Source organism: Variovorax gracilis, assembly GCF_030317115.1.
In the GTDB taxonomy this organism is placed as follows: Bacteria; Pseudomonadota; Gammaproteobacteria; order Burkholderiales; family Burkholderiaceae_C; genus Variovorax; species Variovorax gracilis.
The window spans coordinates 818,095-835,207 of the sequence record NZ_JASZYF010000001.1; the positions used below are offsets into that span (position 1 = coordinate 818,095).

The following is a 17,113-nucleotide window of genomic DNA, read 5'->3' on the forward strand; positions in this document are numbered from 1 at the left end:
TGGGCGCGCCAGGCCTCGTTACCATTTGGTCCACATGATCGATCGCCGTTCCCTCCTCACCGCCGGCGGCGCCTCATTGGCGCTTGCCGCTCTCGGACTGCCTGCCGACGCCCTTGCGGCCGGTGGACTCACGCTCAGCCCGCCCCGGCCCTTCTCCTTCGAACGTCTTGTTGCATTGGCGAAATCGCTGGGTGCCAAGCCCTACGTCGCCGACACCTCCCTGCCGGCCAGCGTGCTCGAGCGCATCGACTACGACGCCCACGGCAAGATCAAGTTCAACACCGACAACGCCCTGTTCAAGGACGGGCCCGGCCAGTTTCCGGTGACCTTTTTCCACCTCGGGCGCTATTTCCAGACGCCGGTGCACATGTACGTCCTGGAAAGCGCGGGCGGCGACGGCTTCGCGCGCGAGATCGTCTACGACGCATCGTATTTCGCCATGCCCGAAGACAGTCCCGCGCGGCAACTCAAGGACGGCGCCGGGTTTGCCGGTTTCCGCCTTCAGGAGAGCCGGCTGGGCGACCAGAAGAAGCTGCCCTGGCAGACGAACGACTGGGCGGCCTTTCTCGGTGCTTCGTACTTTCGCGCCATCGGCGAGCTCTACCAATACGGGCTTTCCGCGCGCGGCATTGCGCTCGACGCGGCCCTGCCCGATCGCGCGGAGGAATTTCCCACCTTCACCCGCTTCTACTTCGAGCCGCCGGCATCGGACAGCTCGAACTCGATGACGATCTACGCGTTGCTCGAAGGGCCGAGCATCACGGGCGCCTACAAGTTCGTGCTGCAACGCGACAAGGCCGTGCTGATGGACATCGACGCACGCCTTTTCCTGCGCCGCGACGTGGGCCGCTTCGGCCTCACGCCGCTGACGTCGATGTACTGGTATTCCGAAACGGTGAAGCCCACCGGCATCGACTGGCGCCCCGAGGTGCACGACTCCGACGGTCTGGCAATGTGGAACGGCGCCGGCGAGCGCATCTGGCGACCGCTCAACAACCCGACGCAGACCCGCGCATCGGCCTTCACCGACACCAACCCGCGCGGCTTCGGCCTGTTGCAACGCGACCGTGGCTTCGACCACTACCAGGACGGCGTCTACTACGAGAAGCGCCCCAGCCTCTGGGTCGAGCCGCTGGGCAACTGGGGCGAAGGCTCGGTGCAGCTCATCGAGATCCCGACCGACGACGAGATCCACGACAACATCCTCGCCTGCTGGGTGCCCAAGGCACCGGCCACCGCCGGGTCGAGCTACAACCTCAAGTACCGTCTGCACTGGAGCGCCGAGGAGCCGTTCCCTTCGCCGCTGGCGCGCACCGTGGCCACGCGCATCGGCCGCGGCGGCCAGCCCGGACAGCCACGGCCGCAAGGCGTGCGCAAGTTCATGGTCGAATTCATCGGCAAGCCGCTGGAATCGCTGCCCTTCGGCGTCAAGCCCGAACTCGTGCTGACGGCTTCGCGCGGCAAGTTCTCGTACATCTTTGCCGAAGCGGTGCCGAACGGCGTGCCGGGGCACTGGCGTGCGCAGTTCGACTTCACCGCCGAAGGTACGGAGCCGGTCGATATGCGGCTGTACCTGAAGAACGGCGAGCAGACGCTGTCCGAAACCTGGCTCTATCAGTTCCAGCCGTTCTAGTCGCTGCTCAGGCGGTGCTGTAGGGGCTGAAGATTTCCACCCAATCGACGAAGGCGCGCAGCTTCGCGCTGAGATGTCGGTTGGGCGGATAGACGACGTAGACCGGATGCGGCGGTGGCTCCCAGTCTGCGAGCAGTGCGACCAGCGCGCCGCTGTCGACATGCGGCTTGGCCATGAAGGCGAATGTCTGCGCCACGCCGAGCCCCGTCAATATCGTCGTCAGGTGTGCGGTGCTTTCGTTCACCGCCACGGCGATGTGGCCATTGATCTCGAAGCTCTCCTCGCCGCGCACGTAGCGCAACGGAAAGGGCCGGCCCGTGCGCGACGAGAAATAGCTCACTACCCGATGCCCTTCCAGCAATTCGGCCGGCATCTTCGGGATGCCGTGACGCTGCAGATAGCCGGGGGTTGCGCAACTCAGGTAAGGGAGTTGGGCAACGCGGCGCGCGACCAGCGACTGGTCCAGCAACGGGCCGCCGCGAATCACGCAATCCACCGCGTCGCCCACCAGGTCCACCGGTCGATCGGTCACGCCGAGTTCGATCTGGATGTCCGGATAGCGCGCATGGAAGCCCGGGAGCGCGGGAATCAGGATGCGGTTGGCCAGCGATGAGCCGATGTCCACGCGCAGCCGCCCGCGCGGGCTGGCCTGTGCATGGGTGAGGTCGGCCTCGATGTCTTCCAGTTCGGCCAGTACGCGCGAAGTGCGTTCGTAGTAGGCCGCGCCTTCAGGCGTCACCGTCACGCGGCGCGTCGTGCGCTGCAGGAGCTTTACGCGCAGGTGGGCTTCGAGTTGCTGGACCAGCTTCGTGACGCTGGGCTTGGGCATCTGCAACGAGTCGGCAGCACGCGTGAAGGTGCCTGCCTCGACGACCCGGGCGAACACGCGCATGGCGGCGATCTGGTCCATCGCCGGATTATTAGCGAATCGTGAATAAACAAGTCCCTCCCACCGTCTTGGTCCGCAGCGGGTCCGATCCCAAACTCCATCCCATCGCAACACCAACCCCTCTGGAGAACACCATGACCCACCCCCTCTCGAAGCAAGTCGCCCTCGTCACCGGCGGATCGCGCGGCATCGGGGCCGCCATTGCCCGACGCCTCGCACGCGACGGCGCCGACGTCGCGATCGGATACTCAGCGTCTGCCGACCGTGCAGAGGCTCTGGTGAAGGAATTGCGGCAACTCGGCGTACGCGCGGCCGCATTCAGGGCCGATCAGGCCGATCCGCTGCAGGTCGAAGCACTCGTCAACCAGACCGCCGAGCACTTCGGCCGCCTCGACATCCTCGTGAACAACGCTGGCGTCTTCGTTGTCGGCCAGGTCGGCGCGCCGGACAGCGACATCGCCGCCTTCGACCGGCAGTTCGCCATCAATGTCGGCGGTGTGGCTGCCGCCGTGCGCGCCGCGGTGCCGCTGCTCAGCGACAACGGCCGCATCATCTCCATCGGCTCGGGGGCCGCCGATCATTCGCCATGGCCGGGCGTGGCCGACTACTCCGCCACCAAGGCGGCCGTGGCCGCCTACAGCCGCGGATGGGCGCGGGACCTGGCGACGCGCGGCATCACGGTCAATACCGTGCAGCCGGGGTCGATCAATACCGAGATGAATCCGGAGAACGGCGATTTCGCCGCCGTGCAGAAGGCAGGCATCCCGATGGGCCGCTACGGCCGGCCCGAAGAGATTGCCGCTGCGGTGGCCTTCCTCGCAAGCCCGGACGCCAGCTTCATCACGGGCATCTCGCTCAATGTCGATGGCGGCTTCGCCGCCTGATCACCCCCAGCGCGAGGCTCGGCGAAGATCCTCAACGCCCCTTGACCGAGATCAGTTCGATCTCGAAGTTGAGGGTGGCGTTGGGCGGAATCACTCCGCCCGCGCCGCTCTTGCCGTAAGCGATGGCGGGCGGGCAAGTCAGCTTGGCCTTGCCGCCGGCTTTCATCAACTGCACGCCTTCCGTCCAGCACGGAATCACGCCGCTGAGCGGGAATTCGGTGGGCTCGCCGCGCTTGTAGGAGCTGTCGAACTCCTTGCCGTCCTGGAAGGTGCCGCGATAGTGCACCTTGACCACATCGGTCGCTGCGGGCGACGCACCCTTGCCTTCAGTGATGGACTGGAAGACCAGGCCGCTGGGCTTGGTGACGGGCGCGGATTGGGCGAAAGCCGTCGGCAGGACGAACATCGAAACGAGGGCAGCGCAGAGAACTGATCGCACGGTAGATACCTTGGTTGAATGAATGAACGTTTCATTATTGCCGGGGCCTCAGGCAGACTGGCACCCCGCTTGCACGCCGTTGCGAATTCGCCTTGCCCCCACGGAACGCGAAGTTTCACGACAATCGTCCAGATCGACCGCCCCCAACACTGGTTGCACCGATGCGCTATCGCACCACGATCGAATCGCAAGTCTTCGAGTTCGACGACCTGAAGCAGGTCATGGCCTTCGCGAGCTCCGCCCGCTCGGGCGACTATCTGGCGGGGATCGGCGCCGCGACCGCGCAGCAGCGCATGGCGGCGCGCCACGTGCTGGCGGAGACGCCGCTGAAGCAGTTCCTCACCGAGGCGCTGGTTCCGTATGAAGACGACAACATCACACGGCTGATCGTCGATGGACATGACGCGCAGGCCTTCACGCCGGTGTCGCACCTGACCGTCGGCGACTTTCGCAACTGGCTGTTGTCCGACAAGGCAGACACCGGCGCACTCACGGCGCTGGCGCCAGGGCTCACGCCCGAGATGGCCGCCGCGGCTTCGAAGCTGATGCGCAACCAGGATCTCATTGCGGTCGCGCGCAAGTGCAGCGTGGTCACGCGCTTTCGCGACACCATCGGACTGCCGGGGCACCTGTCGGTGCGCCTGCAACCCAACCACCCCACCGACGACCTGCGCGGCGTGGCGGCGTCCACGCTCGACGGCCTCCTGATGGGCGCGGGCGATGCGGTGATCGGCATCAATCCTGCCTCGGACAGCATGCCCGTGCTGGCGAACCTGCTGCACATGCTCGACGAGGTGATCCAGCGCTTCGGGATCCCGACGCAAAGCTGTCTGCTGACCCATGTCACCAACACCCTGAAGCTGGCCGAGGCCGGTGCACCCATCGATCTGGTGTTCCAGTCGATCGGCGGCACCGAGAAGACCAACCGCTCGTTCGGCGTCACGCCCGAGCTGCTCGACGAGGCCTACGCGGCGGCACTCTCCCTCAAGCGCGGCACCGTCGGCGAGAACCTCATGTACTTCGAGACGGGACAGGGCAGCGCGCTCTCGGCCAACGCCAACTTCGGCGTCGACCAGCAGACCTGCGAGGCCCGCGCCTATGCGCTCGCGCGGCGCTACAAGCCGCTGCTCATCAATACGGTGGTCGGCTTCATCGGGCCCGAGTACCTGTACGACGGCAAGCAGATCATCCGCGCGGGTCTCGAAGACCACTTCTGCGGCAAGCTCCTCGGCCTGCCGCTGGGGTGTGACGTCTGCTACACCAACCATGCCGAAGCGGACCAGGACGACATGGATACGCTGCTCGTGCTGCTGGGCACGGCCGGCATCAACTTCATCATGGGCGTGCCGGGTGCGGACGACGTGATGCTCAACTACCAGAGCACATCCTTCCACGACGCCCTCTTCCTGCGCGAGACGATGGGACTGAAGCGGGCACCCGAGTTCGAGGCCTGGCTCCAGCGAATGCAGATCACCGATGTCGCGGGCCGGCTGCAGCCGCCCGCCTCCAACCGCCTTCTCGCGGACATGAAGGACCTGAAGGCACTGACCTCATGAACCACGACGACCCAGTCACACGCAGTCCCTGGTCCGATTGGCGAGGAGCGACGCCGGCCCGCGTGGCCCTCGGCCGCGCAGGCGCCGGCATGCCAACGGACGAGGTGCTGCGCTTCGGCTGGGCGCACGCGATGGCGCGCGATGCGATCCATGCGGCGCTGGACGTGAAGGAACTGGAGGCGTCGCTTCACGCGGACGGTTGGGAGATCGCGCAGGTGCATAGCCGCGCGCAAGACCGGGCTGCCTATCTGCGCCGTCCCGACCTGGGCCGCCAACTGGAGCCCGACGACGCGTCGCGCCTGGCTGCAACGGGCGGCCCGCCCCGGGATGTCTGCATCGTGGTCGGCGACGGGCTTTCCTCTCTGGCCGTGAGCCGCCATGCCGTCCCGCTGCTGGCCGCGCTGCGCGAGCACCTGCCGCCGGAGCTTTCGTTGACGCCGATCGTGATCGCGTCGCAGGCCCGCGTCGCCCTCGCGGACGAGATTGCGGAAGCCTTCGGTTCACGGCTGTCGATCGTGCTGATCGGCGAGCGGCCCGGCCTCAGTTCGCCGGACAGTCTCGGGATCTACATCACGCACACGCCGAAGCGCGGCCGGCATGACGCCGAGCGCAACTGCATCTCGAACGTGCGGCCCGAGGGCCTCCCCTATCCGATGGCAGCCTTCAAGCTTGCATGGCTGGTCCGCGAAGCCTTCCGCCGGGGCCTGACCGGCATCGATCTGAAGGACGAAAGCGACCTCGCGGTGCTCCCATCGAACAGCGGCACCGCGCTCCTATGATGTCCTCGTGCCCCGCACATCAGGAGACATTCATGACCGAACGCTACCCCTTGGCCGAACTCAAGGACCTGCCCGACGACATCCGCGCCGCAGTGCTCGAAGTCCAGGAAAAGGCGGGTTTCGTCCCCAACGTGTTCCTCGCGCTGGCGCGCCGGCCGGCCGAATGGCGCGCCTTCTTCGCGTACCACGACGCGCTGATGCTCAAGGAAGAAGGGTCGCTCACCAAGGGCGACCGCGAGATGATCGTCACCGCCACCAGCGCAGCCAACCAGTGCCTCTACTGCGTGGTGGCGCACGGTGCGCTGCTGCGCATCTACGAGAAGAAGCCGCTGGTGGCCGATCAGGTCGCCGTCAACTGGCGAAAGGCCGACATCACGCCGCGCCAGCAGGCCATGCTCGCGTTCGCCATGAAAGCCTGCGAGCGCTCGCACGAAATCGACGAGAGCGATTTCCCGCCGCTGCATGCACACGGATTCAGCGACGACGACATCTGGGACATCGCCGCCATCACGGCGTTCTTCGGTCTTTCCAACCGCATGGCCAGCTTCAGCGGCATGCAGCCGAATCCCGAGTTCTACCTGATGGGCAGGCTGCCGCGCGAGAAGAAGCAGGCGGATTGAACGCGCTGTCGCGTCAGTTGCTCGCGACGTTGCCTCCGCGGCAGGACGCCAGCGCGTCCAGCGCCGGCTTGTACGTGGGCGTGCTCACGTCCATCAGCCCCAGCACCGTGTGATAGAGGTTGTCGTGGCTGAGCGGTGCATCCACGCCTGATTCCATGCACGTGCTCGCGAGCTTGCGCCGCGCCTTCATGCCGTCGCTCAACCAGGTCACCATCGGCACGTGCTTCTGCACCTCGGGCGCGAAACCATAGGGCACGCCGTGCAGGAACAGACCGTACTCGCCCAATGACTCGCCGTGATCGCTCAGGTAGAGGAGCGCAGGGTCGAACTGCCGGCTCTGGCCCTTGAGCCAGTCGATCGTCTTGCCCAGAAAGCGGTCGGTGTAGGCGATGGAGTTGTCATAGCCATTGACCAGCTCGGTATGGCTGCATTCGGACAGCGCGTTCGTCTTGCACTCGGGCAGGAAGCGCTTCACGTCGGGCGAGGAGCGCTTGAAGTAGGACGGCCCATGGCTTCCCATCTGGTGCATGACCAGCACCACGCCCTTGCTGCGACGCTCGGCAGGCAATGCGGCCAGACGCTCGTCCAGGCCTCGAAGCATCACATCGTCGAGGCATTCGTCGCCGTCGCAGAGCGCGGCCTGCACGCTCGGATCGAGATCCTGGAATGCCGACGCGTGCGGAACGCGATCGCAGACGCCCTTGCAGCCGCCAGCCTGGTTGTCGAGCCAGAACACCGCAAGGCCGGAGGCCTGCAGCACGTCCATGAGGTTTTCATATTCGTTCTTGCGCCCCTCGAATTCCTGCTTGCCCAGCGGCGAGAACATGCAGGGCACGGAAGCCAGCGTGTTGGTGCCGCAGGAACGCACGTCGCGGTAGCTCAACACGTGCCGCGCCGCGAGCTCCGGCGTGGTGTTGCGTGCGTAGCCATTGAGCCCGAAGTGATCGGCACGCGCCGTCTCGCCCACCACCAGCACGAACAGCGGCGGCCTGGCCTGCCCGGCGTAGCTTGCGCCCAGCGCAGTGCCGCCCGCCACGAGCATGAGCTTTCGGCTTTGCTTGAACATCGGCCGGATCGCCACCGTCGCGGCGGAGTAGAGGCTCGCCATCGGATTCATCATGTAGCGCAGATGCACGTTGTTGCGCATCAGCGGTGCGAGCTGCCGGTTCATCGCGAGCGCTCCGCCTGCGGCGATCGCAGCGACACTCAGCAGCAGCACTCCGTTGCGCCAGGCCTGCGAACCAAGGCGCTGCGGCCGGATCCGCACGCGCCACAGCGCCCATGCGGGCAGCGCGCTGACCAGCAGCACGTTGAACGCCATGCGCCAGCTCATCAGGTCGCGCACTTCGTTGGGGTCGGTCTGCACCGCGTTGGCCAGCATGCTGGGATCCATCACCACGCGATAGCTCAGCATGTAGTGCTGCACCACCGCGGCCAGCACCACGACCCCGAACCAGAGCGGCTTCATCCAGCGCGTCCAGGCCGTGAACGACAGGATGGCCACGGTGCCGCACACGGTGAGCAAGGCCATGAGCGCGATCGTCGGCAGGTACACGCTGGGCGCTCCGCCGATGCGCGCGAGTTCGCTCCACAGCGGCACGTTGGCGGCGAGGGCGAGATAGAGCGTGAGCCAGACAACGACAGTGCGGGGCGAACGCGGGCGCGCGAACCAGTCGTCGATGGACTCCAGGAGTCCAAGCAACGGAACCGTCGAGGGGATTCGGACTGAGGCGCCTAGGGAGACGCGATCTTGGGGAAGGGGCGTGGATTGCACGCGAGAACCGGGCATCCCCCGAGACTAGAAACCGGGACTGAAAAGTCGCTGAACAAGTCGATCAGGTTTCGTTCATCTTTGCCGTGGCTCGGTCAAGGACGAGCCGTACCCCAGGCGCCACCACCCAGGGCTTCGGGCTGCGACATCGATGGCGAAGGCCGTGACCCAGCACACCCAGGCCGTCCACAAGGTGTGGCTCATGTAGTGGGCGCCGCGAAGCTGCTGCGACAGCCCCAGCACCAGCCCTGCCGCCAAGGCGCAGGCAAGCCATGCACGCGCAATGCCGGGCGACGAGCGGCGGAACGCGAAATAGCCACCGAGGTAGGCAAAACCGGCGGATGCATGGCCCGCGGGAAAGCAGTTGCCGCCGCCGCCGTCGCGCACGCCCCAGGCCCAATGCGAGACGTAGTGCGCCACGCCGCCGAAGGCCTGCAGGTCCCACGGGCAGCTGGTGGTGCTCGTGTACTTGACGAGGGAAACGACCATGACCGAAGCCAGCGTGGTCAGCGCAAGCTGCGCCCGTTCGCCGGCGCTCAATCGGCGAAGAATCCAGACCGGCCACCGGATGGAGATGAAGAGCGCAGTGACCAGCACCCAGCTCAAGTTCCGCGCGCCCTCATGCATCACCTTGACCAGGAACCAGTGCTCGCGCCACGGAAATCCCACCGGCGTGCCCGCCCAGGTAGCCAGCGCGACGTCCAAGCCCGCTGCGTCCCACGCGAGCAGCAGGGCCAGGGCCAGGAGTGTGAGAGCGAGAGGGCCGGTGTTGGAGACGGCAGAACGGGTCATCAGGGCCGCCAGCTTAGTTTCGGCGGCTGAACCGAGCCTGAAGCGGCACTAGACTCCTGACTTTCGAAAGGACGGCGCCGTGCGCATATTGCTGGTCGAAGACGACACCGCTCTGGCGAGCGCAGTCTGCAGCTATCTGGAGGCCAAGGCCTTCGTGGTCGATGTGGCCCCGGGTCTCGCGGAAGCGCGCGCGGCGCTTTCCGCCGTGCAATACGCTGCCGTGCTGCTCGACCTGCACCTGGGCGATGGCGATGGCCTCTCCCTGCTCCCCACGGTGCGCGCCCTGCGCGACCGCCCCATCGTGATCGTGCTGACCGCGCGCGACCAGGTCACCGACCGTATTCGAGGGCTGGACGCCGGCGCCGACGACTACCTGATCAAGCCCTACGACCCCGCAGAACTGTTGGCCCGGCTGCGCGCGGTAGAGCGCCGGCGCAGCGCCAGCAGCTCGCCGGTGGTTCATCTCGGCACGCTGGAGATCGACCTGGGTCGCGACATGGTGCGCAAGGACGGAATGCCCGTCACGCTCACGCAAAAGGAATGGGCGCTGCTTCGCGTGATGGCGACACGCCCCGACCGCATCCACACGCGCGAGAACCTCGCCGACGCGCTCTACGGCTTCGGCGACGAGGCCGACAGCAACACGCTCGAAGTCTTCATCAGCCGCCTGCGCCGCAAGCTCGGCCGCAACCACATCCAGACCCTGCGCGGGCTGGGCTACCGGCTGTCGTTCGCACCGGAAGAAGAAGACGAATGAACTTCAGCTTCCTGCAGCAGGCTCGCCTCGAACCGCTGGGCCGGCACGATTCGCTCGCGGGCCGACTCACGCGCACGCTCATCGTCTGGGTGGGCGGGGTCTGGCTCCTGTGCGTGCTCGGCGTGGTCTGGTACGTGGACCGCGAAATCAACCACAACTTCGACAACGAACTGGTGGAAGTCTCGCACCGCATGTTCGACATGGCCGTTCAGGAACTCGAAAAGCTCCGGCATGAGAACCCCGACGCGCGCTCCCCGCTGATCGCACCGCCGCAGCTCTTCTCGACCGACGCGGTGGTCTACCAGGTTGTCGACACACACGAGCGCGTGCTGCTGCGTTCGGCCGAGGCGCCGGTCAACGCCTTCGACGTGCCGCTCGCTCCCGGCTTCGCCAACACCGAACCCTGGCGGATCTACACCGTGCGGCATCCTTCGCGCGACCTGTTCTTCCAGGTCGCCGACCCGCTGGACGAGCGGCGCACCGCTCTCAACCGCACGCTGCTTGGCCTGATCATTCCACTCGGTGCAGTGCTTCCCTTGCTCGCGCTGGTGCTGCGCAACGTGGCGCGCACCGAACTGCGCGTGCTGCAGCAACTGGCCGGCGAGATCGAGCAGCGCAGCGGCACAGACCTGCGCCCGATCCAACTCCCCGGGCTGCCCAAGGAGCTGCGCTCGGTCGGCGACCACGTCAACCAGTTGCTCGAACGCCTCTCGCAATCGCTGGACGTCGAGCGGGCACTGGCGGCGAATGCGGCGCACGAACTCCGCACGCCGCTCGCGGCCGCACGGCTGCGACTGCAGACCGCGCTCGAGCATGATCTGAAGCGCGATGAAGTCCTGGCTGCGCTCGAGGCCTTGCAGGTGCTCGGCCATCGGACCGAAAAGCTGCTGCAACTCTCGAGGGCCGAATCCGGCGCCTCCCTGACGCGCGCGCGGATCGACCTGGTCCAGCTCGCCGGCACGGTCGCACAGGAGTTCTGGCAGGACCCGCGAGCGAACGAGCGCCTGAAGCTGAAGGTGCCCGAGGACGAACCGCCGATGGCGCTGGGCGATGTCGATGCACTGGCGATAGCGCTGCGCAACCTGATCGAAAACGCGCTGCGCTACGGCAGCGGCCGGGTCGTGATCGAGGTGATGGCGCCCTGCACGCTGTCGGTGCGCGACTTCGGCCCCGGAGTCAGCCCCGACCAGTTGCGCACGCTGCAGCAGCGCCACGTGCGCCACGGCTCCGATCGCGCCGGCTACGGGCTCGGGCTATCGATCGTCGGCACCATCGTCGAGAAGCTGGGCGCGCGGCTCGAACTGGCATCGCCGCCCCATGGCGCTGCAACCGGCTTCGAAGCGCGCATCGTGCTGCGCCCTGCATAGCTTCCGAAACTGCAGCAGGTCAGGCGTCAGTCAGGCGTCACAAGGTAAGAAAAAAGGTTTGCTATTTCACATAACCTTCCATACATTTGATACCGCTGGTTGCGTAAAGCAACGCGGCACTCGACCACCGCTGATCGTCTGCGAAGGCAGGCGACCCCCGGCGAGCCGACATCGGTCCAGAGAAGATCTATGTCCGGAGGAGACAAAAATGCATTCGTCGAAAGTCATCTTTCGATCAGGGTTCGGCCGACGCCCCACCGGCGCGGACCCCAGCGCCCGACCCTCGCGCGCCACGGCCCTGCGCTATCTGCGCGGGCGACGACACAAGCTTCGTCCTTAGCGCCATCAGGCGACTGGGCCTTTTCGCAAAGGCTGTCCAGTCCCTTTCATCACAAGACAGCAAGTATTCGTAACTCATCTCGGCCCGAGTGAGCACTCGCGCTCGTGCCGGGGCTGGACGGTCGCAGCCGCTTCGAGGGGGGCCGTCGTATGCGTGGTCGATCGGTTTCGCGCAGTCAGGAGATTCCATGCGCCTGCTCTTGGTCGAGGACAGCGAACTGTTGGGAACTGCCGTTCACAAGGGCCTGGTGCGGTCCGGCTACGCCGTGGACTGGACTCGTTCAGGCAAGGAGGTGCTTTCTTCGCTCGCATCGTGCAGCTATGACTGCGTCCTCCTCGACCTCGGCTTGCCCGATGTCTCCGGCGACCTGCTGCTCAAGAGCATCCGCTCCCGGGGCATTCCTGTTTCGGTGATCGTCATCACCGCGCGGTGCGGCATCCAGGATCGGGTGCGCCTGCTCGACATGGGTGCCGACGACTACATGGTCAAGCCCCTGGACCTGGACGAAGTGGCCTCGCGGGTCAGGGCTGTGCTGCGCCGGGTCCACGGCAAGGCGCCGGGCTCGACGGAACCGGAGCACGGCCCGTTGAAGCTGTACCCCTCCCACCGCATGGCGACCTGGCATGGCGAGGTCGTACCGTTGACCAACAAGGAGTTCTGGCTGCTGGAGATTCTGGTGCGCCGCAAGAATCAGGTGCTTTCGCGCGCCCAGATCGAGGAGGCGCTCTACACCTTCGATGCCGAGGTCGAAAGCAACGCGGTCGAGGTCCACGTTCACTACCTGCGGCGCAAGTTTTCGGCAGACCTGATCCAGACGGTGCGAGGCGTCGGCTATCAACTCGGGCCCGAGCCCCGAGCCCGGAATGAACAAGCGTAGGTTCATTGCATCGTGGTCCTTGCGCCGTCGCGTCGTGGCGATTGCGCTCTTCGTGTGCACTGCGACCCTGCTCGCGGGCGGCGCGGCCATGCACCGGGCCGACCAGATCTCCGACAGGAATGTGCTGGACGCGCGGCTCGTCACGCTGGCGCACACGGTGCTCGCATTCGCCGAGCACGAGATCGAGGAAGAAGGCTTTACCCAGGGCCTCGGCGACGCGGTCAGGGAGACCGAGAGCTCGCTCGGCACCCGCTACCACTACCAGATCTGGTCACTCGACGGACGACTGCTGCATCAAAGCCACAAGGCACCTGCGAGCGGCCCGATGCGGCCCATTGCCGAGCGTGGTTTTGGCGAGGCCAAGGTGGATGGCGAAGATGTCCGGACCTACGCCGAGTCCGCCAAGAAGGCCGGCATGGTCATCCAGATCGCAGAGCGCATGCGCGACCGGGAGGCCGCGGTCGGCATCACCACCGGCTACTTCCTCGCCTTCCTGGCGATTCCGCTCCTGCTGATCTTCGTGAGCACCTGGTGGTTTCTCAATCGTGCCCTTCACTCCGTCGACGGCTACGCCTCCGAGTTGCGGGAACGCCATGCGCTCGACCTCACGGAGTTGAATGCCGCGAACCCGCCGGCGGAACTCAAGCCGATGATCGATTCGATCAACGCCCTGTTCGGCCGCTTCAGGCAGGCCTTGTCTGTCGAGCGGGAGTTCACCGCCATCGCTGCGCACGAGATGCGCACGCCGCTGGCCGGCCTGCGCGCGCAGGCCCAACTGGCCGCCACGCTGGCCGGATCGCCGCAGGAGCTGTCGGCTTCCCTGCGCGGCCTGATGTCGGGCATCGACCAGGCCAGCTATCTCCTGGATCGTCTGCTCGATCTCGCTCGCATCGACAGCCTTGCGGTGGCCGGCGGACATGTCCTGGGCACCGTGAAGCTAGAGAAGGTCTTCTGGAACGTGATGGCCGAACTCGGACCCGCCGCGGCCGAGCGCGAGGTCACGCTGAAGGCTCGATTCGAGGTGGATGAACTGCTGGCGGTCGAACTCGGCCTGCACATGCTGATGCACAACCTGCTCGTCAACGCTATCCGCTTCACGCCCGCAGGCGGCCGCATCGAGGTCGGAAGCGCGCTGAACACTCAGGCCGTCCTGCTCACCGTCGACGATTCCGGCCCGGGCATCCCTGCCAGCCGGCACGCCGAAGCGTTCCAGCGCTTCAACCGCCTGGGCCGTGTCGACACCCATGGCGTCGGGCTCGGGCTGTCGATCGTCCAGGCCGTGGCGCAGGCTCACCACGCCGTGGTGCGTCTGCTGGAATCGCCACTGGGGGGCTTGCGTGCCGAGGTGCGGTTTCCGGCAGCGCCTCACATCTGCCGGGCTGCCCTGCGCAATGTGGAGGTGACCGGGTCCAGCAGGTACTGAAGGGCGGTCTGGAATCCACCTTCGATGTAGACCTCGGCCGGCATTCCGGCCTGCATCTTCAGGTCGCCCACCGCCTTCACCGACTCGGGATCGGCGAGGATGGAGACGCTGTAGTAAGGCATCTGCGTTGCCTTGTCGGTGAACCGGTCACCCGATACATAGGTCACCTTGCCCGTCACCATGGTGGCGTTGCGGTACTTGAAGGCAGTGAACTTGATGCGGGCGCTCTGCCCCACCAGCACATTGTTGACCTCTTCCGGTCGGATCTGCGCCTCGATCATCAGCGCGGTATTGCTCGGCACGATCTCCGCGATGGCTTCGCCGGGCCGCACGACCGCGCCCGGCGAGGTGAACTTCAGGTCGATGATCTCGCCGGCCGCCGGTGCGAGGACGACCTGACGCGTCGTGGCGTCGTCGGACTTGCGCAGCTCCTGCTCGATCTCGCTGACCCGGGCCACCGTCGTCTTGAGCTGGTCGCTTGCCGTGCGGAGGTATTCATTGACGATCGAGTTGCTCTTGATGTCGGCGTCGATCAGCCGGCCATGGCCGCGTGCGAGCTCTGAGCGGCGCTCTTCCAGCTTGGCCGTGTAGTCGGCCACCGATGCTTCCATCTGGTTGATGCGCGCGGTCGAGACGAAGCCTTCGCGTACCAGGTCGCGGTTGGCCTCGAGGTCGCGGTGCTGGAGTGCAAGGGATTCCTGCGCCTTGACGCCCTGCGCCTCCAGCGCGCCGATCTCCTGCTGCACTTTCTGGCGCAGCAACTTGATCAGCGCAAGCTCGCTGTGCAGCGAATGCTGCCTTGCGGAGAACAGGGCGGCCTCCTTCGCCATCGCGTCCTGGAGCCGCGGATCGCGGCGGGCCTCGGCCTGCAGGCCTTCGGAGAACACCAGACGGGACGCGCGACGCTGCTCCGCATCGAGCCGCTCCAAGGTCGTGCGCTCCACCGCCAGGCGATAGGTCAGCCGGTTGCGATCGGCATCGACGCCCACGTCGCCGATGACGACCAGCGCTTCGCCTTCCTTGACCAGTTGCCCGTCGCGAACGAGGACCTGCCGCACGATGCCGCCTTCCAGGTGCTGCACCGGTCGTCGGTTCAGATCCACCTTGACATGCGCCGGAGCCACCACCGCCATCGCCAGCGGTGCGAGCCCGACCCACGCGGCGAGCGGCACGACGATGCCAAGCACCGTCCACAGGCCCGCGCGCACGAGGCGCCGGATCTGCTGTTCGCTGGTCCGCGGCCGGGGCGCCGTGCCGCCGAGAGCCAAAGCCTGTGCGTGTGCCATCTGTTCTTGCCTCCGGACTTCATGCAGCGCGCTCGTTGAGCGCCGCCTGCGATTGCCTCTGCATCGACTTCATCACCTCGCCCGCCGGACCGAACTGTTTCACCTGCCCGGCCTCGAGGATGAGGATCTTGTCCACGTGCGCGACCAGCGAGGGACGGTGGGTCACCACGATCGAGGTCACGCCTTCGGCGCGCAGGCTGCTGAGCGCGTGCGCGAGCGCAATCTCGCCCTCGGCGTCCAGGCTCGCATTCGGCTCGTCGAGCACCAGCAGGCGTACGTCGCCGTACATCGCGCGGGCCAGTGCGATGCGCTGACGCTGCCCGGGCGAGAGGCGCGCCCCGCCATCACCGATGGGCGTGTCGTAGCCCATCGGCAACTGCACGATCATGTCGTGGGCATTGGCGCGCCTGGCGGCGGCAATGACCGCATCGGAGTCCGGCTCCGCGAGGCGGCCGATGTTGTCGGCCACCGTGCCGTCGAACAACTCCACGTCCTGCGGTACGTATCCGATCCACGGCCCGAGCTCGCGCCGTGACCAGTTCGACAGGTCGGCGCCGTCCAGCCGGATCGTTCCGATGGTCGGCTGCCAGATGCCTGTGAGGAGCCGCGCCAGCGTGGACTTTCCCGCTGCGCTCGGCCCGATGATGGCCAGTGCTTCACCGGCAGCGAGGTGCAGCGACACGCCGGAAAGCGCCAGCTTCTCCGTGCCCGGCGGGCGGAACGAGACGCCGTTGACCCGCACATGGCCCGACGGCCTTGGCAGCGACATGCGCGGCTCCTCCTTGAAGTGGCCGCACAACTCGCGCAGCCGGCGATAGGCCGAGCGAGCCTCGTTCAGCACTCGCCAGCTGCCGACGATCTGCTCCACCGGCTGCAAGGCGCGGCCGAGCAGCACGGTGGTGGCGATCATCACGCCCGCCGAGGCAGCCTGCGTGAGCACCAGGTAGGCGCCGATCGACATCATCATGACCTGCACGGCCTGGCGCAGGAAGCGGGATGCGGCGCTGAAGCTGACGCTCGCGTGGCTGGTGCTGCCCTGAAGGGCAAGGGCTTCGTCCTGCTGCTTGCGCCAGCGGCCGAGCAGGCGCTCGGTCATGCCCATGGCCTGCAGCACCTCGGCGTTGCGCAGCGATCCTTCCACGTAGCGCGATGCCTGGCGCGTCTCCTTCTGCACCGCGTCCAGCGCCTTGCGGTTCATGCGGTCGTTGAGCCAGGCCAGCCCGATCATCAGGGCGGCGGCCCCGGCGCCCCCCCAGCCCAGCGCCGGGTGGAACACGGCGATCACGGCCACGTAGACGACGATCCACGGCGCATCCATCAGCGCGGTCAATCCGTTGGCCGAGAACAGGCTTCGCAGCGTGGCGATGTCGCGCATCGCATCGGGCCGTGCATGCAGCGGCGAGCGCGCGGCGGCGGTGACGACCGCGTGCACCACCGGCGGCGACAGGCGCTCATCGATGACGGTGCCGATGAGGTGCTGCAGACGCAGGCGCACGTAGTCGAGCACGAACAGGATGGCGAGCGCAGCCCCGACGCCTGCCAGCAAGACCCACAGCGTCTCCCTGCTGTTGGTGGGAAGCACGCGATCGAACACCTGCAGCATGAACAGCGCAGGCACCAGGTACAGCAGGTTGATGACGAACGAGAACAACGCCAGGTGCAACAACAACGGCTTCAGCTCGGCCCAGATCGGCTTCATT

15 protein-coding genes are annotated in these 17,113 nt (G+C 66.5%); 9 read left to right on the forward strand and 6 right to left on the reverse strand.

Features of this window, described 5'->3' with window-relative positions; genetic code table 11:
- The first annotated feature begins 34 nt into the window (after positions 1–34).
- Positions 35–1,633 (forward strand): OpgD/OpgG family glucan biosynthesis protein, encoded by a 1,599-nt coding sequence (locus QTH97_RS03935; protein ID WP_286566740.1) that lies wholly within the window; start codon positions 35–37, stop codon positions 1,631–1,633.
- 7 nt (positions 1,634–1,640) lie between these two features.
- Here QTH97_RS03935 and QTH97_RS03940 read toward each other — a convergent pair whose 3' ends face one another.
- The gene (locus tag QTH97_RS03940) at positions 1,641–2,543 is read right to left on the reverse strand and encodes a LysR family transcriptional regulator (protein WP_286566741.1); all 903 of its coding nucleotides are present in this window, start codon (positions 2,541–2,543) and stop codon (positions 1,641–1,643) included.
- A gap of 113 nt (positions 2,544–2,656) precedes the next feature.
- Here QTH97_RS03940 and QTH97_RS03945 point away from each other — a divergent pair, with 113 nt between their 5' ends.
- Positions 2,657–3,406, forward strand: coding sequence for an SDR family NAD(P)-dependent oxidoreductase (locus QTH97_RS03945; RefSeq protein ID WP_286566742.1), 750 nt, complete (start codon positions 2,657–2,659; stop codon positions 3,404–3,406).
- Between the two features lie 31 nt (positions 3,407–3,437).
- On the opposite strand, the gene QTH97_RS03950 is transcribed toward QTH97_RS03945, so the two are convergent.
- Positions 3,438–3,812 (reverse strand): FKBP-type peptidyl-prolyl cis-trans isomerase, encoded by a 375-nt coding sequence (locus QTH97_RS03950; RefSeq protein ID WP_286567095.1) that lies wholly within the window; start codon positions 3,810–3,812, stop codon positions 3,438–3,440.
- Positions 3,813–4,006: 194 nt separating this feature from the next.
- On the opposite strand from QTH97_RS03950, the gene QTH97_RS03955 reads away from it, so the two are divergent.
- The 3 genes from QTH97_RS03955 to QTH97_RS03965 are packed head-to-tail and all read left to right on the forward strand — an operon-like array spanning position 4,007 to position 6,800.
- Positions 4,007–5,401: an ethanolamine ammonia-lyase subunit EutB gene (locus QTH97_RS03955; RefSeq protein WP_286566743.1), complete on the forward strand. Its 1,395-nt coding sequence runs from the start codon at positions 4,007–4,009 to the stop codon at positions 5,399–5,401.
- Entirely contained in the window at positions 5,398–6,180 is a 783-nt protein-coding gene (eutC, locus tag QTH97_RS03960; protein WP_286566744.1) for an ethanolamine ammonia-lyase subunit EutC, read from the forward strand. Before QTH97_RS03955 ends, eutC begins: the two co-directional genes overlap by 4 nt.
- A 32-nt stretch (positions 6,181–6,212) precedes the next feature.
- Complete coding sequence (locus QTH97_RS03965) at positions 6,213–6,800, forward strand: peroxidase-related enzyme (RefSeq protein ID WP_286566745.1); 588 nt, start codon at positions 6,213–6,215, stop codon at positions 6,798–6,800.
- A gap of 13 nt (positions 6,801–6,813) precedes the next feature.
- Here QTH97_RS03965 and QTH97_RS03970 read toward each other — a convergent pair whose 3' ends face one another.
- Both QTH97_RS03970 and QTH97_RS03975 read right to left on the reverse strand, forming a co-directional pair.
- Entirely contained in the window at positions 6,814–8,589 is a 1,776-nt protein-coding gene (locus QTH97_RS03970) for a phosphoethanolamine transferase (protein WP_286566746.1), read from the reverse strand.
- 57 nt (positions 8,590–8,646) lie between these two features.
- The gene (locus QTH97_RS03975; RefSeq protein WP_286566747.1) at positions 8,647–9,363 is read right to left on the reverse strand and encodes a phosphatase PAP2 family protein; all 717 of its coding nucleotides are present in this window, start codon (positions 9,361–9,363) and stop codon (positions 8,647–8,649) included.
- A gap of 79 nt (positions 9,364–9,442) precedes the next feature.
- Here QTH97_RS03975 and QTH97_RS03980 point away from each other — a divergent pair, with 79 nt between their 5' ends.
- The 4 genes from QTH97_RS03980 to QTH97_RS03995 all read left to right on the forward strand — a co-directional run bounded on the left by QTH97_RS03980 (position 9,443) and on the right by QTH97_RS03995 (position 14,127).
- A complete protein-coding gene (locus tag QTH97_RS03980; protein ID WP_286566748.1) occupies positions 9,443–10,120 on the forward strand; it encodes a response regulator in 678 nt (225 codons plus the stop codon).
- Positions 10,117–11,487 carry a sensor histidine kinase gene (locus QTH97_RS03985; RefSeq protein WP_286566749.1) on the forward strand — a complete coding sequence of 457 codons (1,371 nt, stop codon included), beginning with the start codon at positions 10,117–10,119 and terminating at the stop codon, positions 11,485–11,487. The genes QTH97_RS03980 and QTH97_RS03985 overlap by 4 nt, the downstream gene beginning before the upstream one ends.
- A 527-nt stretch (positions 11,488–12,014) precedes the next feature.
- Positions 12,015–12,704, forward strand: coding sequence for a response regulator transcription factor (locus tag QTH97_RS03990; RefSeq protein WP_286566750.1), 690 nt, complete (start codon positions 12,015–12,017; stop codon positions 12,702–12,704).
- Positions 12,691–14,127: an ATP-binding protein gene (locus tag QTH97_RS03995; protein ID WP_286566751.1), complete on the forward strand. Its 1,437-nt coding sequence runs from the start codon at positions 12,691–12,693 to the stop codon at positions 14,125–14,127. The genes QTH97_RS03990 and QTH97_RS03995 overlap by 14 nt, the downstream gene beginning before the upstream one ends.
- Here QTH97_RS03995 and QTH97_RS04000 read toward each other — a convergent pair.
- Positions 14,070–15,413, reverse strand: coding sequence for an HlyD family type I secretion periplasmic adaptor subunit (locus QTH97_RS04000; protein ID WP_286566752.1), 1,344 nt, complete (start codon positions 15,411–15,413; stop codon positions 14,070–14,072). The two genes, QTH97_RS03995 and QTH97_RS04000, sit on opposite strands and share 58 nt — an antisense overlap.
- A 19-nt stretch (positions 15,414–15,432) precedes the next feature.
- Entirely contained in the window at positions 15,433–17,112 is a 1,680-nt protein-coding gene (locus tag QTH97_RS04005; protein WP_286566754.1) for a type I secretion system permease/ATPase, read from the reverse strand.
- Position 17,113: the final 1 nt, after the last annotated feature.